This window comes from Aneurinibacillus sp. REN35 (genome assembly GCF_041379945.2).
Taxonomy (GTDB): domain Bacteria; phylum Bacillota; class Bacilli; order Aneurinibacillales; family Aneurinibacillaceae; genus Aneurinibacillus.
This window is the reverse complement of record NZ_JBFTXJ020000001.1, coordinates 471,986-494,006: the sequence shown is the minus strand read 5'-3', so window position 1 is coordinate 494,006 and position 22,021 is coordinate 471,986. Positions and strand designations below refer to the sequence as shown.

Annotated in this window: 19 protein-coding genes and 1 pseudogene; 7 read left to right on the top strand and 13 right to left on the bottom strand. The window is 45.9% G+C overall.

The window, feature by feature from the left end:
- Window positions 1-52: 52 nt before the first annotated feature.
- Window positions 53-1,828: a hydantoinase B/oxoprolinase family protein gene (locus tag AB3351_RS02390; protein ID WP_371145512.1), complete on the bottom strand. Its 1,776-nt coding sequence runs from the start codon at window positions 1,826-1,828 to the stop codon at window positions 53-55.
- Complete coding sequence (locus AB3351_RS02385; protein WP_371145511.1) at window positions 1,825-3,885, bottom strand: hydantoinase/oxoprolinase family protein; 2,061 nt, start codon at window positions 3,883-3,885, stop codon at window positions 1,825-1,827. Before AB3351_RS02385 ends, AB3351_RS02390 begins: the two co-directional genes overlap by 4 nt.
- A 232-nt stretch (window positions 3,886-4,117) precedes the next feature.
- On the opposite strand from AB3351_RS02385, the gene AB3351_RS02380 reads away from it, so the two are divergent.
- Window positions 4,118-5,632, top strand: coding sequence for a PucR family transcriptional regulator (locus AB3351_RS02380; RefSeq protein ID WP_371145510.1), 1,515 nt, complete (start codon window positions 4,118-4,120; stop codon window positions 5,630-5,632).
- Window positions 5,633-5,739: 107 nt separating this feature from the next.
- Here AB3351_RS02380 and AB3351_RS02375 read toward each other — a convergent pair whose 3' ends face one another.
- From AB3351_RS02375 to AB3351_RS02350, 6 genes and pseudogenes are all read right to left on the bottom strand, one after another.
- Complete coding sequence (locus tag AB3351_RS02375) at window positions 5,740-6,588, bottom strand: S-layer homology domain-containing protein (RefSeq protein ID WP_371145509.1); 849 nt, start codon at window positions 6,586-6,588, stop codon at window positions 5,740-5,742.
- A gap of 105 nt (window positions 6,589-6,693) precedes the next feature.
- Window positions 6,694-6,957 carry an FtsE family protein gene (locus AB3351_RS02370; RefSeq protein ID WP_371145508.1) on the bottom strand — a complete coding sequence of 88 codons (264 nt, stop codon included), beginning with the start codon at window positions 6,955-6,957 and terminating at the stop codon, window positions 6,694-6,696.
- Window positions 6,902-7,150 carry an ATP-binding cassette domain-containing protein gene (locus tag AB3351_RS02365; RefSeq protein ID WP_371145507.1) on the bottom strand — a complete coding sequence of 83 codons (249 nt, stop codon included), beginning with the start codon at window positions 7,148-7,150 and terminating at the stop codon, window positions 6,902-6,904. The genes AB3351_RS02370 and AB3351_RS02365 overlap by 56 nt, the downstream gene beginning before the upstream one ends.
- A pseudogene (locus AB3351_RS02360) lies at window positions 7,150-7,513 on the bottom strand (hypothetical protein). The gene AB3351_RS02365 and the pseudogene AB3351_RS02360 overlap by 1 nt, the downstream one beginning before the upstream one ends.
- Window positions 7,510-7,779 (bottom strand): hypothetical protein, encoded by a 270-nt coding sequence (locus tag AB3351_RS02355; protein WP_371145506.1) that lies wholly within the window; start codon window positions 7,777-7,779, stop codon window positions 7,510-7,512. The pseudogene AB3351_RS02360 and the gene AB3351_RS02355 overlap by 4 nt, the downstream one beginning before the upstream one ends.
- 331 nt (window positions 7,780-8,110) lie before the next feature.
- Window positions 8,111-9,010 carry a LysR family transcriptional regulator gene (locus tag AB3351_RS02350; protein ID WP_371145505.1) on the bottom strand — a complete coding sequence of 300 codons (900 nt, stop codon included), beginning with the start codon at window positions 9,008-9,010 and terminating at the stop codon, window positions 8,111-8,113.
- A 209-nt stretch (window positions 9,011-9,219) separates the two neighbouring features.
- On the opposite strand from AB3351_RS02350, the gene AB3351_RS02345 reads away from it, so the two are divergent.
- On the top strand, window positions 9,220-9,348 hold the full coding sequence (locus AB3351_RS02345) for a hypothetical protein (protein ID WP_371145504.1): 129 nt from the start codon (window positions 9,220-9,222) through the stop codon (window positions 9,346-9,348).
- Window positions 9,349-9,397: 49 nt separating this feature from the next.
- On the opposite strand, the gene AB3351_RS02340 is transcribed toward AB3351_RS02345, so the two are convergent.
- From AB3351_RS02340 to AB3351_RS02330, 3 genes are all read right to left on the bottom strand, one after another.
- Window positions 9,398-10,759 (bottom strand): MFS transporter, encoded by a 1,362-nt coding sequence (locus AB3351_RS02340; protein ID WP_371145674.1) that lies wholly within the window; start codon window positions 10,757-10,759, stop codon window positions 9,398-9,400.
- Between the two features lie 50 nt (window positions 10,760-10,809).
- A complete protein-coding gene (locus AB3351_RS02335; RefSeq protein ID WP_371145503.1) occupies window positions 10,810-12,435 on the bottom strand; it encodes an amidohydrolase in 1,626 nt (541 codons plus the stop codon).
- An 88-nt stretch (window positions 12,436-12,523) separates the two neighbouring features.
- On the bottom strand, window positions 12,524-13,879 hold the full coding sequence (locus AB3351_RS02330; RefSeq protein ID WP_371145502.1) for an aminotransferase family protein: 1,356 nt from the start codon (window positions 13,877-13,879) through the stop codon (window positions 12,524-12,526).
- A 297-nt stretch (window positions 13,880-14,176) separates the two neighbouring features.
- Between AB3351_RS02330 and AB3351_RS02325 the strand changes: the two genes are divergently transcribed.
- Genes AB3351_RS02325 through AB3351_RS02315 form a run of 3 tightly spaced genes read left to right on the top strand, consistent with a single transcriptional unit; the run spans window position 14,177 to window position 17,085 of the window.
- Complete coding sequence (locus AB3351_RS02325; RefSeq protein WP_371145501.1) at window positions 14,177-15,595, top strand: sigma-54 interaction domain-containing protein; 1,419 nt, start codon at window positions 14,177-14,179, stop codon at window positions 15,593-15,595.
- On the top strand, window positions 15,592-16,239 hold the full coding sequence (locus tag AB3351_RS02320) for a DUF4272 domain-containing protein (protein WP_371145500.1): 648 nt from the start codon (window positions 15,592-15,594) through the stop codon (window positions 16,237-16,239). The genes AB3351_RS02325 and AB3351_RS02320 overlap by 4 nt, the downstream gene beginning before the upstream one ends.
- Window positions 16,240-16,275: 36 nt before the next feature.
- A complete protein-coding gene (locus tag AB3351_RS02315; protein ID WP_371145499.1) occupies window positions 16,276-17,085 on the top strand; it encodes a hypothetical protein in 810 nt (269 codons plus the stop codon).
- A gap of 64 nt (window positions 17,086-17,149) precedes the next feature.
- On the opposite strand, the gene AB3351_RS02310 is transcribed toward AB3351_RS02315, so the two are convergent.
- Window positions 17,150-18,061, bottom strand: coding sequence for a DMT family transporter (locus tag AB3351_RS02310; protein ID WP_371145498.1), 912 nt, complete (start codon window positions 18,059-18,061; stop codon window positions 17,150-17,152).
- Entirely contained in the window at window positions 18,058-19,017 is a 960-nt protein-coding gene (locus AB3351_RS02305) for a proline dehydrogenase family protein (protein WP_371145497.1), read from the bottom strand. Before AB3351_RS02305 ends, AB3351_RS02310 begins: the two co-directional genes overlap by 4 nt.
- 118 nt (window positions 19,018-19,135) lie before the next feature.
- On the opposite strand from AB3351_RS02305, the gene pdxR reads away from it, so the two are divergent.
- Entirely contained in the window at window positions 19,136-20,557 is a 1,422-nt protein-coding gene (gene pdxR, locus AB3351_RS02300; RefSeq protein ID WP_371145496.1) for a MocR-like pyridoxine biosynthesis transcription factor PdxR, read from the top strand.
- A 184-nt stretch (window positions 20,558-20,741) separates the two neighbouring features.
- Window positions 20,742-22,001 (top strand): DUF5068 domain-containing protein, encoded by a 1,260-nt coding sequence (locus tag AB3351_RS02295; protein WP_371145495.1) that lies wholly within the window; start codon window positions 20,742-20,744, stop codon window positions 21,999-22,001.
- Window positions 22,002-22,021: the final 20 nt, after the last annotated feature.

The window sequence follows — 22,021 nt, the reverse complement described above, 5'->3', positions numbered from 1 at the left end:
AAATAAATACATCAATATAGTAAGACTGCAAATGATACACAGCTAACCTGTTCTATGATTGACTACGGGCCTGTGTTCGTTTCACTTTGGTTGCCAGTTCGTCAACCAACAAATCATCTGTAAGCACAACACCATATAGGCTGGCAGCCTTCTCCCTTGAAACAATATCATCTCGTACGTCTCGGGCAACAAGCTCAGGGTCACGGGTTAGGGCATCGCCCCATCCCCCGCCACCGGTACTCTCGAAGACGAACGACTCACCTGGCTGAAAGTGAATACCACCTAACATTTGCGGATGCCACGTGCCATCTTCCGCTAATCCACCAATTGTTTCTAGCACACCTGTTCTGTCTTTGCGCATTTGGCGCTGTCGTGCCGATTGCAATCCTCCGTTAACGCCTGGAGATCCTTCACGTGTTCGCGAGCACTCCATCCAGATCATCTCCCCACGCCCAAGAAATTCTACTTCTAGTCGCACTCCCACGCCACCACGGTAGCGCCCTGCGCCGGCCGAATCGGTCCGCATTTCATAGGCATTATAACGCACTGGAAATAGAAGCTCAGCAATTTCAGCAGGGAGATTCTGGCAGTTCCCAAGTGGATCCATCGTTACATGCATACCATCATGTGTTGGCGTACCACCCCATCCTCCTGCAGGCAAATCTGTAAATACATGCAGTTCATTAGTAGCAGGATCAACCGAGCTTGCTACAAACCAGTTAGCATCAGAACAGGTTGGAGCCACAATGCGATCAGGGATCGCCTGAGCGAGCGCCATCCAGAGCGCTGCCGTGACCTTAGAAGAAGCGACCGTCGTACATCCGAGCGTTGGAGCTGGCCACTGCGGGTTTAACCAAGTGTTCTCTGGAATGATCAAATCAATCTGACGATACATACCGGCATTGGCTGGTGCTTCCGGGTTGAGAAAGAACTTGAGCGAGTAGTAGACAGCCGAGGCTGTATTCGCATACGGCGAATTGATAGGACCAACGGCAACAGGATCACTCCCTGTAAAGTCGACCTCAATCCGATCTTCAGTAACAGTCAATGTGACGTGCAGTTGGATAGGCGTATCAGTAAATCCGTCGCTATCAATATAATCACTTGCCCTGTAAACACCGTTAGGAATTTGGCTAATTGCTTCTTTCGTCATCTGCTGAGTATAATCAAGAACTTCACGCATGCCCTGTCGCACAACATCAGCCCCATATTTATCAGCAAGGCGAATAAACTCATCACGCGCTGCCCGCAGCGCACCTAATTGCGCTTGAATATCGCCCTCTATGTACTGAGGGGTACGCGTGCTATTCTTAATAATATTAATCAATTCAGTATTAGGCTCGCCTCCCTTATACAGCATCGATGGAGGCAGACGCAGCCCTTCTCCGGCAATGTGCGTATCAAAACCACCGCCGACATCGGTCCAATGCGCCCGGCTTACCGCAAAGCCAAGCAGCGCATCTTCATAGAATACAGGCATCGTCATTGTAACGTCAGGAGTATGGGTACCACCTTCATAAGGATCATTAAGAATAATGACATCATCAGGGCCGAGCTCTTCAATTGGAAATCGCTTAAGTGAAGCACGTGCGCTGAAATGCATGGCCGCAATATGAACAGGACAGTTAGCCGTCTGACCAATTAAATTGATATCCGGATCAAAAATAGCATTGGAATAATCAACCATATCATAAATGATTGGTGAGAATGACGCCTTTTGTAACACCAAGCTCATTCGTTCGCATGTATACTCGAACGACCGACGCAAAACTTCAAAGGTAATGGGATCAAGCTGACGCTGAACAGTTCCTGTATTAATGGTTGTCATCGTATACCCTCCTCTGTAGTGATGATAATATTGCCGTACTGATCTACCTGTGCCAATGCATGATGCGGCAGAACGATTCCACTGTCAGGCTGTTCAATAACTGCCGGTCCATATATGAGTTGACCTTCACTTAGATGAGTTGGGTCATAGACTTCTACCATGTAATGCTGTCCCCCAAAGTAAACCTCCCGCTGCTCTTTAGCCGCATGTTCCTTGCTTAAGCCGCTCTCTCCAAGCACCTCTGCCAGATCGTTAGCCTCCGGTTTAACTATTTGTCCATATCCTGTCACACGCAAGGTGACAAAAGAAACTGGGAAAGATTCCGATGAGACGCCGTATTCACGTTCATGCTCCCCGTGGAAGGAAGCAGCAACCTCAGCGACCATAGCGGCATCAAGATCACCAATGGGCACCGGTGTAGGCACTTCATACGATTGACCGATATAGCGCATCAGGGCATTGCGCTCAAATGTCATCTGCTGTGCTGTTATCCCATCAGTCTCCAACAAATGGCGGCATTCTTTCTCTAGCTTGTCAAATGCTCGCGTTAACTCAATTGGATTAAGTCCCTCAACCGGCATATAGAAGGTTGCTTCAAGATCATGTCGCACCTCCATCGTAGTAGCGCCAAACGCGCAAGCAACACCCGCAAAAGGAGGGATCAGAATTCGATTAATGCCGGCGGCACGTGCAACATTGTATGCATGCAACCCACCTGCTCCACCAAAAGATACCAGTGTTTGATCTCGCGGGTCACGTCCACGATCAGTTGACACCATACGGATGGCACCTGCCATATTTTCACATACAATCTCAATGATACCTTCCGCACAATCGAGAACAGATAAGCCAAGCGGTTCTGCAACCGTACGAATAGCCGTTACCGCAGCCTCATAATCCAGCTGGAATTTGCCGCTTAATGTCGGATTTAGACGTCCAAGCACAAGATTTGCATCTGTTACAGTTGGTCGAGTTCCGCCACGACCATAGCAGGCAGGACCTGGGTCCGCTCCCGCACTTTGTGGGCCGACACGTAACGATCCTCCTTGATCAATCCATGCAATCGAACCACCCCCTGCACCAATACTCCGAATATCAAGCATTGGAGTAATAATTGGCATTTCCCATTCAAGCTCGTATTCGTCTGTTACCAAGCCACGGCCGTTCTCCATCAGGCAGGCCTCATAACTAGTACCACCTACGTCTGTAACAATCATATTTTGTATACCCAGCAGCGTGCTGAGAAAGCCGCCTGCGGCAACACCGCCTGCAGGTCCAGATTCAATTAGTTCTTCAGGGCGTTCTTTGGCAGTTGTGCTTCGCATCATTCCTCCATTACTCTTAACAATAAAGAGTGGTGCGGTTGACCCTGCCTCAGCCAGGCGTGCTTCCAAGCGGGTAAAATAGTCACTCACAACAGGAAATAAAGCAGCTCGTACAGCGGTTGTAACAAAACGGCCTAGTTCACGGACCTTAGGACGTGTTTCGGAAGATAAGGCGATACGCGCATCCGGAATCAACTGCAACAGGATATCACGCATCTCCTGTTCATGCCGACCGTCAACATAGGAGTTAATAAAAGAAATGGCCACATTTTGGATACCAAGGGCAGCGATATGCTCAGCTACTTGTTGTGCTTCATCATGATCAAGCGGCTTTACCGTTGTTCCATCAGCGCCTAGCTTTTCATTCACTGTGAAGCGGCGACTTCGACGAATGAGAGGACGAGATTTGACTTGGTAGGGATCATAAAGGTGGCGGCGGCGCTGGCGCCCAATTTCTAAGGTATCGCGGAATCCTGCCGTCGTCACGAGTGCCGGTTCAGGATATTTTCGCTCAATTAAGGCATTCGTCCCAATCGTTGTGCCATGAATGATCGTACCGATCTCAGCAGGCGTAATCCCCGCCTCTGCAAGCGCATTCATAAATCCAATCACAGGATCATGTGGGGTTGATAGCACCTTCGCTGTACGTATGCGAGTAGCCCCCTCTGCTCCTTCTTCCCACGCAAAAAGATCAGTAAAGGTTCCTCCAACATCAATTCCAACTCGTAGCATCTGTCTTCCTCCTTCTTCATTCGTTTCTCTTCAACCTCTACTATCCACTACAGCACTAGGCCGTATGGATACTGCTTCCTTTCGTCTCCAATTCCAAAATGATATACTTGATATACTTTCATATAAAAATCAGTATAATCAGTAAATTCAGTATAGTACGTGGAATAAGATGCAAACAATACGCTAGAAGAACAAACTTTATCACCAACTTCATACGATAGGATGAATGCTTATGACAATCACTGTACGTGAATTAGTTAATGATCCACATTTGTATACGGAAGTTATCGCAGGCACTACCGGCTTAGAACGCGAGATTACATGGGCACACGTATGTGAACTGCATGATCCTACCCCATGGCTAACCGGCGGCGAGTTAATTATGACTACTGGTCTCGCTATTCCCCGAATTGCACAGGAGCAAGAGACATATTTACAGCGCTTGGCACATGCAGGTGCAAGCGGTATTGCTATCGCAGAAGGCTTGTATGCCCCTGAGCTAACTAATTCTTTGTTAGCTGAAGCCGATCGCAACGCCTTTCCTGTTTTGTTGACAGCATATGAGGTTCCATGGATTGCCCTTTCACGAGCTGTAGCAAATGCAAATACGCATAAAGAGCATGCACGAGTGGTTCAAACATTGCGCATATACGAGATGGCTCGTCAGTCTATTCACAACACTTCTCCTATAACCATATTGAAAATGCTAGGTGAAATGATTAACTGTACATTATATGTACTCGACCCGACTAACGGACAATCATTATTTCGCGATATCAAACTACCAAATACAATGGCGGAATTACTTGAGCACATACATATAAACGCTATTTCTCATTCGTTTCCTCAACGTATAGAATGGGGAGAAACCACTGTTATGCAGCTGTCCGTCCCCGCTTCTCGGCCTGCACTTCTGCATGCTGTTATTAGGTCAACAGATATTCCCGACAACCTCGTGTTACGCCATATCGCAACCATTGTCGGATTAGTCGTTGAGAAGGATACAGCGCTGCATGAACGTCAGCGGCGATTAGGATCTGAAATCATGACAGGCCTCATAGACGGTCGGCTTAGCGCTGATGCTGCCCATCTTTTATTGGCTGAATATGAACTTGGAGAGGAACCACAATGTATTGTCGCCTGTTCAGCAGGAGCAGAGCCATTTGAGCATACGTGGCTTCATCTGCAATTGCATGCTCGGAGTATTCCTCATCTGTTAACTCGCCGGGGTTCTATCCTTCTGTTCCTCCTACCTGCCGCTACAGATACGATTTCTGGTTTGCAGGCTGAATTACCGACGCACGTACGCATAGGAGTTAGTAATGTTCTCGGACGTCCTTCTCGTATATCCGAAGCATATCAAGAGGCACTATGGGCATTACGCGCAGCAGAGACGCACGAAAAGTCCCTCGTCTACTATAATGAAGAATCACCAGTGTCTCCTTTTTTACCACGAAGCAGGAATGAATGTCGGGAACTTGTAGAACAGGTTATCGGTGACCTGCTAGCATATGATGCTAGAAATAACAGCCAATTAGCCATGACACTATATATTTACTTACATGAAAATCGCTCCTGGCAAAGCGCCTCTAAGAAACTACATATTCATAAGCAAACACTAGTCTATCGTATTAACCGAATTGAACAAATCACAGGACGTCGACTCGATGATACTGGCAACGTGGCCGAACTTTGGCTTGCCCTACAAGCAGCAATGATGCTTAATTTGCTACCAAGTCTGCCATAACCAATGTTTACACCCTCCTTTCTACTTACACGAAGATAGTAATAGGCATAATGATAAGACATAGAGGAGAGGCAGAACAGATGAACGCTCTACCTCTCCGACACTCTTCATTCATTTCTTCTCTTTTTCTTTACAAATAATAAGAATACGAGGCAAACAAAAAATATGCCCACCACTGCCAGTATAAGTGGAGATGCTGTTTTGGAATCGGCTTGCACGCCTACAGCATGATTCTCCTGAATACCAGCTGTCCCTTGTTCCTTTACTGAATGCGACACCGTAGAATTCTGTGCAAAAGTAAGCAGTTGAATATGCTGCTCCCCTTTGTCCACCTTCATCAGCCAGGATTCTGTAATTCTTTTTCCCTCCCAAGTAAACGGATCAACGGCTCCGTGCAAAACATTTGGATGAGCACTTAGTACGAACCTATTTCCATTTACCTTTAAGGAATAGATTTTCCCTGTGCTTCCCTCAGCCCCCTTCGCTTCTTGAACGCTAACCGCCTCTACGATACCGGCTGGGCCCGGCTCATATTCAGCTATATCGTATAATGTTTTGCCATTAACGTTCTGCGTACGATTCTTGGCTACGAACAAGGCAAATTCCTCTCGTGTCAATTCGCCGTCAGGCTGTTCAACTTTTAATTGCCCTTCAAAATACGCATGATTCACATCTTTATACGTTGCATTTCCCTGCAGTGAAGATACATATCCCTGTTTTACTGCCTCTTTTGCAAGATCCTCTGGCTTCACATGACGGTCATCGCCCATTAGATGCAGGAACGATCCAATCCAATACGCCAGGTCAGCACGTGTCAATTTTTCCTGTGGTTTGAATAAGGGGGTGCCATGATCAGCGGCAATAACACCAAGCCCGTGTAAGTACACAATTTCATCCTTTGCTGCAGAAAGCTGTATATCCTTATACAGATTCTGATCATTGACAATATGTGCCACTTCCTGTGTACTGAAGGAGCGGCTGCTATAAAAATGAGGGCGGCCGCAGCTGCGGTGGCCCTCATTTTTCGTCGTATCCCTTCCCTTGCATCCCGTAGATAATACTTAACTATATGCATGTCTTTGTACCTGTCCATTCTCCATGCGCCATATTATAGCTGGAAATGCTTGAATCAAAGCCTTTGAATGAGTCACGATCAACATCGACATCTTCTCCTCTTGCTGAAGCTCCCGAAGCAATTGTAAAATCCTCATCGAAGTTTCTGTGTCTAGATTTCCCGTAGGCTCATCTGCCAGAAGAATGCCCGGACGGTTAAGCAGCGCTCGGACAATCGCCACGCGCTGTAATCTCTTGCTGGCCTTTTCCAAGCACCTCGCCCTCCACTTCGATGCGTCCCGTATACTCTTCTATATCCTGATACAAAAGCTTCAGCAGTGTGCTTTTCCCTGAACCCGAACATCCTTTCAGAAAAGCGAATTCTCCCGCCTTGAGATGCAGGTTTACATCCGAGAGAACGGTATGCTCCCCGTATTGCTTATGCAGACCGTAAATGCGAATCACTAGAATTCTCCTTCTGCAAGCCAGGGCAGAAAACCATCAAGGAAACGCTCTGTTGTCGGCATAAAATAGGAACCATAATGATAGTTGGGGTCAAGAGTTGTTACAATCCATATCCCTGCCGTGCTAACTTTATCAATATAAAGCACCGCCCTGCTCAGCAAATTCCCTGATTTGCTCTTTGGTCTCCACAACCAGCCCCATATGAAGCTGGGAGGGCAGTAGCAGCACATCAAATGTATGAAGCGAGGTGTGCTTGAGATCAGGGAGATAAATGAGTGTATCGAAGTAACGATGATATTTGGGCTCATGCAGCGTTCGGTAATGCTGTGAGGTTCCTCCATATAAAGCAGCAATTTTCCTCATACCTTCAAGCTCCTCTCCTCGATTTCTCTATGCTCTTGTCTAATCCATGCCAGCAGCTGACGGCCGATACGCCCCGTCGTTGTGGAGGAATCGCGATAGCCAAACAAATCGTTTCCGGAATGAACAAGGATCGTGCCCCTCGTAGTTGTGCGGTCAATATATGTAATAGGCTCTCCTCCCGGCAGCGTAAGCAATACATCAGCACCTTCTGGAACCGGGTGGTGTCCTCTCGCAAAAAAGCCTGCAACTCCCTTGTTGAATGTCATATCGTTCGGTGTTACCCCTTCGAATATATGATATTAATAATCATTATTATTTATAATAAGACAGACGTCTCCCTCCTTTTCCTGCACTGATGTCTGATTCCATATTTTCAATGCCTTCTAAATTTAAAACTTGTTTGCATAGTAAATACGTGAATATATTAGTATTATTGATAATAAAAATCAATATCAATTAATTCCATGATTTTTGATATTTGCCCGTATCATCGCTCTTTAATGCCTTCTATTATATTTTTAAATAGGCTGATTATAGTATGTAATAACGCATGTCTACTATTGATATAACAAAAAAAGACCCTCAACAGAGCGTCTTTCATACAGAGCGAAGATAGTGTGCCGCATTTGTGCAAAACGCGGCTTCCGCCTCGGTAAGTTGTGCATTTTTACGTACCGCAAAGCCATTTTTTCGCGTCATCTGCAGCGATGAAACGGCCTGTATAGCCAGCTTCCCCGCTTTGATTTCATCGGCTACCGATCCATATGGAAGAAATGCGATACCATGATAGGATGCCACCGCTTTTTTAATCATTTCAAAATTACTCATTTGCAAAAAACGAACATTGATTTGGCGCTGCTGCAATTGGGTGATAATATATTGCTGCAAATACAGGCTTTGCGGCAGAAGAATGGTCTCATGCTGTAAATCGCGGCAATACAGAAGCTTTCTTTTTGTCCATGGATGATCAGCGGGAAGCACAAGCGGAAATTCATCCTCAAATAGAACAGACGTGTCGAAATGAGGCTTAATATAGCTATCCTCAGGATAAAGGAGCATGAGTGCAAAATCAGTCTTTTCTTCAAGCAGACAGCGTTTTAACTCATCATAGCAATACGTATTCATCTCCAAAAATTGCTCCGGAAAAAGATGATGAAATTGCGTAAAAATATCCGAGAAGTAATAGCTTGCAATGTAGTTGCTAACATAGACAGACAATATGTGATGCTCTTGACGGGCTGCGTGTTTTATTTTATCCGATGCTTCCGCGAAAAGATGGGTAATCTGTTTAGCGTATGTAAGCAAAATCTCACCCTGCTTCGTTAATTCAACCGTTTTCCCCGAACGGTAAAAAAGCGTGGCTGTAAGCATCTCCTCAAGCTGCTGGATGTGATTGCTGATAGTTGGCTGCGAACAGTATAGATGCTTGGCAGCTTCCGTAAAGGAACGGCAATTCGCCAATACGATAAATGTTTCTAATTTGTCTAGTGTTTTCAAATTTTTGCACCTCAGCATTATGTACAAAAACACAACTTGTTTCATTGAGAAAGATTATCAATTTCGAATAGGAATGTCAACGCTTCTTCACTTTATTTATCAATCAAACTGTCGATCTATTTTGTCAATTTATATAGATTCGAGCGAATAAAAGAGGTATAATGAAGATAACCCGTCTCTGTCTAGAAGCGTAAGGGTGGTGATTTCCTATGAAAAACCGCGAAAAAAAGCAGAAGAAAAAACGTGAATTTTTAAAAGATTATTTGAAAAACAAACTAAAACATTTGGCTCCTAAACCTGGTGAAAAACCTGTATCTAACTATAAAATGGACGCATAAAAGAATCCCGGGCTTTACAAAGCCCGGGATTCTTTCTTTTCATAACATTTCACACACTTTTCTGTCTATTATTTAGAGACAACTCCATCTTGCTTGTCTGACTGTCGTCTGCATCTTCCTCAAGTTCCTGATTGGAACGATCTTTTAGCATCGTGACAGCCACTAAAGAGATAAGGCACGCAATGATGATGTAGATGCTGATCGGGACGGTGCTGTTGTATTTATGCAATAGGTAGACCGAGATTAACGGGGCGAGCCCCCCACCAATAATCGAAGCTAATTGATAGCCCAGCGAGGCTCCACTGTATCTGAGATGGACGGGGAAGTTCTCCGCAATTAAAGCCGCTTGAGGGCCGTACGCCATCGTGGGTCCCACAATGGAGAAGCCGATGGCAAGCACCACCCACACGGGGATGGTTGTATTAATCAGAGCAAAAAACGGAAAGGCACATAACATCGTTACGATACAGCCTGCAACGTATATCTTTTTGCGGTTTATTTTATCTGATAAGTGAGCGAAAAACGGAATCGTAAACAATTCAACGAACGGAGCCACTAATAGAGCGTTGGTAAGAAATTGCTTATCTAATTTCAACTGCTCTGTACCATAGGAAATTACGAAGGTTGTAAAAATATAAAACGGAACCTGCTCTACGAGACGCGCACAGGCTGATAAGGCAATTTCTTTAGGATGCTTTTTTATCACTTCCAGCACGGGCTTCTTTGCTGTACGCTGCTCCTGTTTCATTTTTGAGAATTGCGGCGAATCCATAATACCAAGCCGAATATACAGTCCAACACCTACTAATAGAATACTAATTAGGAAAGGCACTCGCCAGCCCCATGAAAAGAAGTGATCGCCAAATAGGTAGATGCATAACGATACGACAAGCGTCGACGATAAAAGACCAATCGGAACTCCCAATTGTGTCATACTCCCCATAAGACCGCGTCTTTTCTTAGAGCTCCATTCCGTTGATAGGACAACCGAGCCGCCCCACTCGCCGCCGACGCCAATTCCCTGACAAAACCGCAGCAGCACCAAAAGAATAGGAGCTGCAATCCCCATATTTTGATACGTGGGCAGCAAACCTATCAGGGTACTGCTGATTCCCATGAGCAGAAGGGTCGTTACTAATGTTGTCTTTCGGCCAATCCGATCACCAAAATGTCCAAAAATCATCGCGCCGATCGGACGGGCCAGAAAACCAATAAAAAACACGGTAAACGATTGCAAAATAGCGATATACGGATCAGACTGAGGGAAAAATAACTTTGGAAATACCAGGGCGGCCATCGTTCCATAAAGAAAGAAGTCATACCATTCAATCGACGTCCCAACAATGCTGGCAATGGCTGCTTTTCGAACCTGCTGTTTGCGAACGGCGTCAGTGGAATCGGTCGTATTCATTTGATCCGCCAAATGTTTGTCCTCCTTGTTCGAATGATCATAGAATGTATTTACTGCCTTAGGGCAGAAGCGTATGACTGTACACGGCTCTTATCGTATACAACCTCTCCATCGATAATGGTCATCTCCACATTCGTATCTCTAACCTCTTCTGCTGAAAATGACATAAATTCAGGCGGCAGCACCACTATGTCGCCAAGCTTGCCAAGCTCTAATGTTCCTTGTTCCCCTTCACTAAACGAAGCGTAAGCAGCATTGACTGTATACATCTTTATCGCTTCATACAGTGAAATCTGCTGCTCCGGCGTGATGCTTACCCCTTCGGATGTCTGGCGCGTCATCGCTGTATACATGCCAAACATCGGTGAGCTTGGCACGATCGGACAATCTGAACTCCCTGCGACGCTAATTCCCTCTTCGATAAATGTCTTCAATGGATAGACAGCTTGAAATACATGAGGCTTGAGAACGTTTCGATATACATCCCCCGCAATATGGAGAATACCTGGCTGCGGTACAGGAATAACGCCAAGTTCTTTTATTCTTTGAATGATCGAAGGCGTGGATATAGAGCAGTGCTCAATCCGATGTCGATGATCGGAACGGGGATGCTTTGCAAGCGCCTTTTCATATGCGGTAAGCACCTTATCAATAGCCGCATCACCGATCGCATGGATGGAGACTTGATACCCTTCCTCATGCGCACGCACCACCTTCTCTTCAAGCTCTTCTGTCGTAAGGACCATCATGCCGTATGTGCCGGCCGGGTCTAGATATTCTTCTGATACCGCTGCCGTTCTGCCGTTTAGCGTGCCATCCGCAAATAATTTAACCGGGCCAAGCTTCAATCGTGAATGACCAAATCCCATTCTAAGTCCAACCTCTTTAAACAGCGGAAAAAACGGATCAAGAATCATGCCATATACCCGCACACGAAGCGACCCATCCAATGCCATCTCCTGCAAGACGCGAAACTCGGCAAGCGAGTCGGTAAAAAAACCCATACCGGCTTCATGCACGGCTGTAATGCCTTCACTTACATACTGACGATCCGCTAACGTAATGGCCTTCCTCATCGCTTCTATGGAATAAGGCGGCATTACTCTCTTAACAAGGTCAACCGCCTTTTCCCGCAGCACGCCCGTTACATTTCCATTCCCATCCTTCATAATTTCCCCGCCGAACGGAGCGATCGTATTGCGGTCAATGCCCGCTAAAGCAAGCGCGGCATCATTTACTACAGCCGCATGACCACAATACCTGGTAATAAACACAGGATTTTGAATCCCTGTGAAATCTTCTGTTACAGGCCATCTTTTTTCCGCGAATTTTACTTCATTGAAACCGATACCGATAATCCAATCAGTCGGCGCAAGCTCGGCTGCTCGCTCTTTGATGGCCTCTATCATATCTGCAATCGATGTCTTATCACAGTCAACATGTGATAAATAGAAGCCAAAATAAAGCATGTGCTGATGCGCGTCAATAAAACCGGGCAGCACCGTTTTTTTATTTAAATCAACGACCTGCGTATCCCTGCCGATTACTTCTTGTATTTCTTCGCTCGTTCCAAGATGAATAATTCGCGCGTTTTTTATAGCGATTGCTTCATATTGTCTGTTTTGCGAATCCATAGAGATGACTTTCCCATTTAATAAGGCTACATCAGCGTACATAGTTCCCTCCCTATCCTTATTAGAACTGCTTAGATTAAAAGGGAGCCGCCCAGATACACAATATCATACGACTCCCTCCCTTTCTTAATTAGACCAACGGCTTCTTCTCTACAGCAAGCAGCGCTTCATGAATGAGCTCTACCATTTTGTTTACCTGCTGTTTATTGATAATTAATGGCGGGGCAAACACAAGCGTATCCGCTCCTTCATACGTAACTCCCCGGCAAATCAGGCCGCGTGTCATTAACTCGGACACCAACATTGGCGTAACCGGTTCCGCAAACCTTTCATTCGTTGTTCTGTCCTTCACGATCTCAATTGCACCCATCAGACCCAAGCCCCGTACTTCTCCAATTATATCGTGCTCCTGCTTCAGCCACTGAAAGCCCTGCAGCATCTCTTCGCCCATAACCCGTGCATTCTCTATAAGGTTCTCCCGTTCAATAATCTCTATATTTTTCAATGCGACGGCACATGCGGTCGGATGGCCGCTATAGGTGTAGCCATGCAGGAACATACCTGTAGAAAGCTGGCATAATTCCTGATGCATCTTCTCTGATAGGATGACGCCGCCGAGCGGAACGTATCCACTTGTAATTCCCTTTGCAACACTCATCATGTCGGGAATCACGCCGTAATGCTCCATACCGAAGTATTTTCCTGTCCGACCAAATCCGGTAATGACCTCATCTGCGATAAATAAAATGTTATACTCATCACAAATGTTTCTTACTTCTTTAAAATAATCTTCCGGAGCTAGAATCACTCCTCCGGTTCCTTGTACAGGTTCTGAAATAAATGCAGCAATCGTCTCCGGACCTTCCTCTTCAATCAGCTTGCGCAGCGCCTCAGTGGAAAAGTGGTCGACATAGAGAAAGTCGGGAGCCGGTGATGTGCTAAAGTCTCGGAATGGACGAAGGCCGGTCGCGCTCGTCGCTCCCATCGCGACCCCATGATAGGATCTTGTACGGGAAATCACCTTCTTTTTTTCCGGTTGTCCCTTCAGCTTCCAGTAATGGCGTACCAATTTGAATGCGGTATCATTTGATTCCGACCCACCGGACGTAAAAAAGATCGTATTTAGGCTGCCTGGCGTAATCTCTGCAATTTTAGCGGCAAGGCGAATCGCTGGTTCATGGCTGAACGTTGCAAAGCTGGAACTGAAGCCTAATGTCGTCATTTGTTCCATCGCTGCTTTCCCCAGCTCTTCCCGCCCATGTCCAATGTTTACGTTCCATAGGCTCGAGAAGCCATCAATGACCGTATGACCATTTATATCTTTTAAATAAATCCCTTCCCCTTCCGTAAAAATAAAAGCGGGACCTCGTTCCTGCTGCTGCTGGATCGAAGATGTGGGATGTAGAAAATGTTTCTTGTCCAACTCAACAAGTTCGTCGTATTTCTTTTTTGATGCCGCGGCAGCGGCTGTTTGCATCATATCCATCACGCTATTCCTCCCTCGACATATTTGAATGATGTGCATGCATCTGTTCACTCTATTACTCCATTCAAATTCCATGCCAACCGTATTTCTCATAGAAAAACCAACCACGCACCCGGCCATACCGCAAAGTAATGCATGAATGCATGATTGGTAATGCTTTTGCCCATTGGTAATCCGAGAGGAATGTCATGCACACAGAAAAGCATATCTGCTGTATGAAAGGGTATGTGTGTTATAATAATTCTGAAAAATAGCGCTGATAGAACATCAAGCTCCATAGAAAAGAGGGGGGTTGTTATGAACGATCCTATACTAAATCAATTCGAGACTCTCATTCGTCTTCCCTTACAGCTTGAACAGATTCTGGATTCTTCTTTGGATGAGATTTTTATAACGGATGGTTCCGGAAAAACATTGTTCGTTAATTCAACCGGTGAAGCGCTGTACGGTCTTGAACGCAGCCAGCTCATCGGGAAGCACGTAAATGAACTTGAACGAAACGGTCTCTTCTCCCCCGCTCTCTATCCCATTGTAAAAGAGCGGAAAGAGAAGGTATCCATGATTCAGCGCACCAAAACGGGAAAGACTGTCCATGTGATTGCAAACCCGGTGTTTGATGCGGACGGCGAGATGACGAGCATTATTTTTAACTCGCGGGACATCACGGAGATCAGGCACCTCAAAGAAAAAATAGAGCGCAGTGCAGCAATCGTCCAGACATACAAATCTGAATTGGAAGAGCTGCAGAGCTTTCATGAACAGCCTGCAGACATTATCGCGGTTTCGCCCAATATGCGAAAAATCATGAAGATGATTACTAAAATCGCCGCTGTCGATTCAACCATTCTGATTACCGGAGAATCCGGCGTAGGCAAAGGAGTATTCGCCAAAAATATTCATCACAAAAGCCTGCGCAAAGACGGCCCGTTTGTGCACATTAACTGCGGGGCCATTCCTGAGGCGCTGATTGAATCAGAGCTGTTCGGGTACGATAGCGGAGCCTTTACCGGCGCCAAAAAAGAAGGAAAAAAAGGAGTCATCGAGCAGGCGAACGGCGGCACGCTTTTCCTCGATGAAATCGCGGAAATGCCGCTCCATCTGCAGGTCAAGCTGCTTAAGGTGCTTCAGGATCGAAAAATTGATCCTCTGGGAAGCACAAAATCGATCGATATTGATGTGCGCATTATTGCTGCGACGAACAAAAACATAAAAGAACTGGTTGAAAACAAACAATTTCGCGAGGATTTATTTTACCGCCTGCATGTTGTCCCCATCCACATCCCGCCTCTGCGAACTCGGCCTGAGGATGTGTCCTACATGATTGACTATTTTCTCAAAAAATATAATGAAAAATACGGTCTGTCGATCAGCGTCTCCCTAGAAGCAGAAAATGCGCTGATTCACTATGGTTGGCCCGGCAATGTCCGGGAGTTGGAGAATGCAATCGAGCGAATGGTTGTGACCTGCGAAGAAAACAGCATCACACTTGACGATCTGCCGGAAGACATTTTATATAAAGAAACAGACAGCGGCTGCGTTGTGAAAGTAATGGAAATCTGTTCGCTTAAACAGGCACAGGAAGAGATGGAAAAGCAGTTGATTCGCATGGCGTATGACATCAATACAAGCTCATATAAAGTTGCTGATATGCTGGGGATTAACCAATCTACGGCAAGCCGCAAAATACAGAAATATATTAAAGGAGATATTCTATGAATGTTTTTCTTAGCAAACCATCCAAAAGAAAGAAACGGTCAGAAAAAGTCCTCGCCCAGCATGGTGTTCGGATCAATCCCCATCTGCCGGTGATCGAGGATGACTTTCCCATGCGATCCGTCGAGGAGGTTGCTAAGCGGGCGCTGTGTGTATGCCTTACCGCTGTGAAAGGAGAAGGGTTAGAACAGGAAACCGTTTTGGATTTAGTAGAAAAGTACAATCTGGCAGATTCGTTCACCCCGGGTGAAAAAGCGTTTATATACGAGGAAAACCCAAGTAAGCATGACCGCATTCAATTCACATGGAAGTATGAGTGTTACTGGGTTTTGCTCTGGTCGCTCGGCTATGTCGATACTCTAGCCTACCCTGATACGATTTGTGATGTTCCCTTTGCGGTGCAGCAAATGGCGGATCGTACAACGGAAAGCTTCATACAGCAGGCTGTTTTGCGAACAAAAGAGGAGCTGTTGGACGAAGGGGATCTGATTTTCCGGCTGCATTGGGCGGTGCGCCAGGCCCACCTCGATGGAACTGCTGCATCCGGAAATCTCGATGGAGGCGTGGTCATGGAGCGGCATTATGCCTTGAATTGGCTGATACGATTCATGGATCAGGAATGGGACGATGTAGAAACGCATACGTAATTGAGCACCATTCAAAAAAGGAGATCATACATACATATGGACGTTATCATTGATACACGTACCGGTACGCATACCGCAGCACTGCATATTGAAAATCAAGAACATGCGGATGCCTATGCGCAGGCCATTGACATGCTCATCAATGAGTACATTCCGTATGTAACAAATCACGCGGAAGAATACGGAACATTCCCGCTCGATATTTCTTTTCATGGTACATGCATTGCAGAGCGGGAATTTTGGCGAACAGCAATTTTTGTCTATGGATTAACCGAACCGGCTGCGCACTATGCAGATGCGCTCATTCAGCTTTCTAGAAATGGGCATCCTGTATGGCTGGATGAAGAAAATCCGGCCGCCCGCAACCCGGCCTTCCATCTGGCAGCGTATGAAAGCACCTATCTCCCCCTGTATACCCGCTATATCACATGGCATGACATGGAGCACGAAGTGTTTGAAGCAAAAGATATGTATGACATCATCACACAATACGGCTGGTGCGATGAAACGCTGGACATCGCAGCGGTGCGCGCTGGCATTGCATGCGGCCAGCACGGCCTGGAGCAATTCGCAGCCTTCACTACCGATATGCATCTGCGTGACTATTTGCTTGAACACAATCTCGTGCGCCATTTCATACTTGAACGCTTCTTAGTGAAGTATTTACACCACTACGGTGAGATCATGAAGGCTGATCCGGGTGTGCATTGGCCGTTGGCCTACGCGCTCGATTCACTTGCCGATCTTACAGAGGCCCTGGTTGAAGGCGGTGTAGAGAGCGATCTGTATCAGGAAGGTGCCGCTATCATAGAGCAATATTATGAGACACATCATTTTGTGAAATAAGCAGCCGACGAAAAAGAAAAAACGCGACAGATGGGGGAAAATCCCGTCCGGCCGCGTTTTTTCCTTATCCATGCACACTCTCTGTATGCTTCGCCGATTGTCTGGCAAGCCAATATATCGCTGCGATTATACATCCGATGCCGATGAGATGGGCATACGAGACTTCCTCACCTAAGAGAAAAACAGAAAGCATGGCACTGCTAATGGGTACAACGCCTGTAAGCACGCCTGCTGTGCTTGCAGAAACCTTTGTGATTCCCTGATACATAAGGATAAACGCAATAGCAGTGACCACGATTCCAAAATACAAGATATATCCCCACTCCGCCGGGGTTACTTCCGTAAACGCAAACCGGCTACCTTCATAAAGAGAAAAGGGCAAAAATAAAACCGCCCCAAAGAAACTTACAATCGTTGAAATGGCAAGCGGAGTCACTCGCTGCGAAACAAACTTCCCACATATGATAAACAGTGCCTCACTTATCACCGCACCAAAAATAAGCAAATTCCCGAGCAGCGAAGAAGCTCCTCGTTCCATAGATGAATCCGCCCCACAAACATGCATAATTACAGTCCCTACAACCGCGAATCCAGCGCCGATGAGTACATTCTTGTCTACTTTTTCTTTCAATAGTAGGATGGAAAGCACACCGGTTACCACAGGAAGCGTACCTGCAATCATCCCTCCCTCTAACGCTGTTGTAAGCGTAAGTCCATATAACATAAAAATGCTGAATAAAAACACACCACATACCGCTTGCAAAAACAACAGCCACATCTCCCGCTTCGTCACAGAAGGAAAGCCTTCAAGCTTGATCAATAACGGCACCATTAACATAGCTGCAATAAGAAATCTGAGCTCCGCCGCTAAAAATACGGGGAAACTTTGTACAACCAGCTTTCCTGCTACAACAGAGCTTCCTACAATCGACATCGCCACCACAATTTTCACATGGGCAAGGTGCTGTTCATTCAATAGAATGTACTTCCTTCTGCAGCGGATGGTTGGGTCATATCAACAAGAGCACGATATATATTTTCGGGATATTCAGCGATTCGATGGCACAAGTATAAATACCAGTCTGTTCCATATGTTATGTACACTCTGCAATCATGCCCTTCATTTTTTACATCACGCAGCAGATCCGGACGGACTCCGTAGAGCATTTCCACTTCTACATGAGGATGGCTAACGTATTGACGACGCTTCATTTCTTTCATAAGCTCCTCATCATGAGTGGCTATTGATATGGGATGATTCGCTTTTATGGCTTGTTCTACGAGCATAAGATAGCGGGTATTCAACTCTTCAGATCTTGGCAGCGCCGTATCGGTCGGCTCCTGAAAAGCCCCTTTAACAATACGAATCTTCCCCGGCAGGCACAACAGCTCCTTCATATCGTTCACCGAACGGTGGAGATGGGCCTGGATCGTGATTCCCACATGGGAATATTTCTCCACGATTTTTTTATAGACCCAAAGAATGTCATCTGTTTTCGCTGATTCCTCCATGCTGATCATAAGCGTCATGCCGTATTTTTTTGCTCGTTCTGCCAGCTCTACTGCATGAGCATACGCCGCTTCACGATGTATGAGCAGGCCGATATGTGATAAGTCAAATGAAACGACCTGTTTCATAGACAGCGAGCCGAGCTCTTCTATCAGAAGCAAAAGCTCATCTTTTGCCTTGTGGCACTCCTCTTTCTCCGCCACATTCTCCCCAATGTATTCCAGCGAAACACCATATCCTTTTGCATTCAGCTCCTGTGCCGCTGCGATTCCCTCCTCTCTGCTTTCACCACTGATAAATCGTTTGGCTGCTCTCAACAATAGCGGATAGAGTTCAGATGATTGCTGTACATAGGACTTCATCGACTCCTTTCGCGCAATGGATCTAAGGGCGTGAGCGGCTTGAACTTCTGCTGTCATCACGTTATTCATCTCCTTTTTTTTATCTGCATACGTAAAAGGTAGCATGATAAAATGGTCGATATGAGTACCACTTCATATAAACTTTGATAGTACCACTTTTATCAGGAGGATATACGGTATGCTGTGGATACCCCTTGATCGTTCGCTGGATCTGCCGCTGCTTCGACAGGTCTATGAACAAATACGGGAAAAAATTTTAAGCGGAGAGCTTCATGCAGGAGAGAAACTCCCCTCAACGCGGGAGCTTGCGGCTGAATTAAAGGTATCAAGGAATGTCATTTTAGAAGCGTATGATCAATTGCTCGCCGAAGGGTTTACAGAGACACGAAGAGGTGCGGGTACATTTGTTGCCTGCGGTGCCTATTTAGAGCCACCCAAAAAACTCCCAAGCCCCCCATCCCTGCATTGGCACGAACCTGACAAGAAAAATGGCAATCGTATCAGCTTTCGTTCAGGTATACCGGCACTGGGGCTATTCCCCCGTAAAACATGGGCCAAGCTGTCACATGCGATCTGGCAGGATGCTCCTGCTTCCGCATTTGGCTACGATATGCCCGAGGGGCGGCCCGAATTACGGCACGTACTCTCGCATCACTTACGCAAAACAAGGGGCGTAGACTGCCAGCCGGAACAGCTTGTGATCACTTCCGGCGCCACCCAGGCCTTAACGCTCGTCGCTACGCTGCTTTTGTCATCAGGTGACAGCGTACTGATTGAAGACCCGATTACGAATGACATCCAAACCATCTTCACAGCCGCCGGTGCTGTACTCCATCCCATTCCAGTTGATCAGCATGGGATGAAGACATCCTTGCTGCCCGTACAAGCCCAGCCAAAGTTTGTGTTTGTCACTCCTTCTCATCAGTTTCCGATCGGAGGCGCCTTACCCATCCAACGGCGTATTCAATTGATTACCTATGCACGCGAGAACAATTGCTATCTTATTGAAGATGATTATGATAGTGAGTTTCGCTATGAAGGGTCGCCCGTAAGCTCACTTCAAGGACTAGACCCGGAGCGTGTCATCTATGTTGGCTCGTTTAGCAAAATTTTGTCACCGGCTCTGCGAATGGGTTATCTCATTTTACCTGCCCATCTCATTGAAAAAGGACGCAGGCTGAAGTGGTTCTTGGATCTGCATACCCCGTCGCTAAATCAGCTTATTCTTGCCCGCTTTATCGCTGAGGGACATTTGGAGAGGCACATTGCAAGGATGAAGAAAATCTATCAAAGCCGAAGGAATTGTCTCATTAACTGCTTACAAAAAACCTTTTCAGGCAGCGTCAGCATTGTTGGTCATGCAACGGGGCTGCACCTGGTGATTGAGCATAAGAACATCCGCTTCACAAAAGAGATTCTTGAAGTGATCGACCAATTTGATGTCGCGGTCTATCCGGTTGAAGATCACACCATCGTAAAAGACACACATCCCAACCGACTCATTTTGGGCTACGGACATCTCACACACGAGGAAATACAAGAAGGGATAGCCAGACTGTATAAAGCCCTATTTTTCTATGAATCCAAAACCAAAATATAGTAGGAGTTCAAGCATATTGCTTTATCATTTGTAGACATTGAGACCTTACACATGCAGCAATCATACGTTCCATATATGGGTTTTTATTCCTGAAAATGAATAAATATATAGCTAGAAAGGTTTTTTTTGTATATTTTATTTTATAGGGGTACGTAAACTATACAAAAATAAAGGTCGTGACAATGTGAGAAAAAAGCAACTACTAGGAACCACCCTTCTTTCTGCAGCCCTACTGCTATCGGCATGTGGAAAAGAAGAGCCGGCGGCCGGTGTAAAAGAAGCGAATGAGCCGCAGGCGGCGACGGAGGAAAAAGTCCAGAACAGTCCGGAAAAAACAGCGGAACCACCCGCAAGTGCAACCTCTACCTCAACAGGTGCTGATGAAGAACTAAATCCTCATATCGCTAAAGAATCAGGCGGCACTGTTACTATCGTATATACAAACAAACAACCGAACTATGTACACAACATGGACGGGTTTACTGTATCTGTTGATGAATATCAAATCGTTAAAGTCACCAATATGAAAAAAGAAGCAACGATTCCGTTTGATGACCAAACCGATGGCTATGTGGTCACAGCCAAAGTTACGCTTGACAACAGCACAGGCAAAGCCATGTACTATACGAATCCATATCGAATCCAGGTCACTAATGAATTTGATTACATATCGTCTGACATAAACAAAACCTTTGTACCAAAGGAGGAGCAGCTGCGCTCTAAAATAGAGACCGAAGCATCTAAATTTGCTTCAGGTGAGAAAATTACAGGGCTCGTAACCTTTACCTTAACCAATCAGGAGTTCGATTCTCTCAAAACAGTTAAACCTAAATTCATTATTGAAGGCGGCGCAGCGGACAATCCGAAGTTCAAAGGCAGCTTTAAAGGAAATGCAATCTTTGATTTTACATACAGTGAGGAACAAAAGCAGCAAACGGCCAATCAGCCTGCCTTCTATCCGGATCGGCTAACAACAGATAATCTAGCAGATAAGAAAATGATTTTTGAGAAAGCAGGAATTAACGAAACAAAACAAGTGGGTGATGTCAGCGTAACTCTTGACGGTGTACAATATACGGAGATACTCCCTACATCCGCGAATAAAGAACGCTTCCGCAACTTCGGAGATAGCGGCATTGTGGCTGTCACGGTCAAATTCAAGCTTGATAATAAATCAAGCGCTCCGATCAGCGTATCTAGCCTTAGCTCCAAATTACATGTCGATAAGAACCGAGGAACCGCGATTTCAGACGGCATGGCCGAGCCGCGTACGCCGCAGGAGATTAAGGCCGGAGCACAGGGCGAGAAGTATCATGTATTCTTATTTAGAAAAGACGAATTTGGGCTGTTTAAGACATTCGAACTTGAATTCGGTCCATTCCACGGCAAAGATGGGAAGGCCTTATTTGCAAATAATACAGCAACGTTTACCCTGCCAAGATAAAGAGAAAGCGGCATCTTCGC

Excerpts from the sequence above, each read along its gene's own strand:
- AB3351_RS02390 (WP_371145512.1), bottom strand. The coding sequence starts at position 1,828 with ATGACAACCATTAATACAGGAACTGTTCAGCGTCAGCTTGATCCCATT.
- AB3351_RS02385 (WP_371145511.1), bottom strand. The coding sequence starts at position 3,885 with ATGCTACGAGTTGGAATTGATGTTGGAGGAACCTTTACTGATCTTTTT.
- AB3351_RS02380 (WP_371145510.1), top strand. The coding sequence starts at position 4,118 with ATGACAATCACTGTACGTGAATTAGTTAATGATCCACATTTGTATACG.
- AB3351_RS02355 (WP_371145506.1), bottom strand. The coding sequence starts at position 7,779 with ATGACATTCAACAAGGGAGTTGCAGGCTTTTTTGCGAGAGGACACCAC.
- AB3351_RS02345 (WP_371145504.1), top strand. The coding sequence starts at position 9,220 with ATGAAAAACCGCGAAAAAAAGCAGAAGAAAAAACGTGAATTTTTAAAA.
- AB3351_RS02340 (WP_371145674.1), bottom strand. The coding sequence starts at position 10,759 with ATGAATACGACCGATTCCACTGACGCCGTTCGCAAACAGCAGGTTCGA.
- AB3351_RS02335 (WP_371145503.1), bottom strand. The coding sequence starts at position 12,435 with ATGTACGCTGATGTAGCCTTATTAAATGGGAAAGTCATCTCTATGGAT.
- AB3351_RS02330 (WP_371145502.1), bottom strand. The coding sequence starts at position 13,879 with ATGGATATGATGCAAACAGCCGCTGCCGCGGCATCAAAAAAGAAATAC.
- AB3351_RS02325 (WP_371145501.1), top strand. The coding sequence starts at position 14,177 with ATGAACGATCCTATACTAAATCAATTCGAGACTCTCATTCGTCTTCCC.
- AB3351_RS02320 (WP_371145500.1), top strand. The coding sequence starts at position 15,592 with ATGAATGTTTTTCTTAGCAAACCATCCAAAAGAAAGAAACGGTCAGAA.
- AB3351_RS02315 (WP_371145499.1), top strand. The coding sequence starts at position 16,276 with ATGGACGTTATCATTGATACACGTACCGGTACGCATACCGCAGCACTG.
- pdxR (WP_371145496.1), top strand. The coding sequence starts at position 19,136 with ATGCTGTGGATACCCCTTGATCGTTCGCTGGATCTGCCGCTGCTTCGA.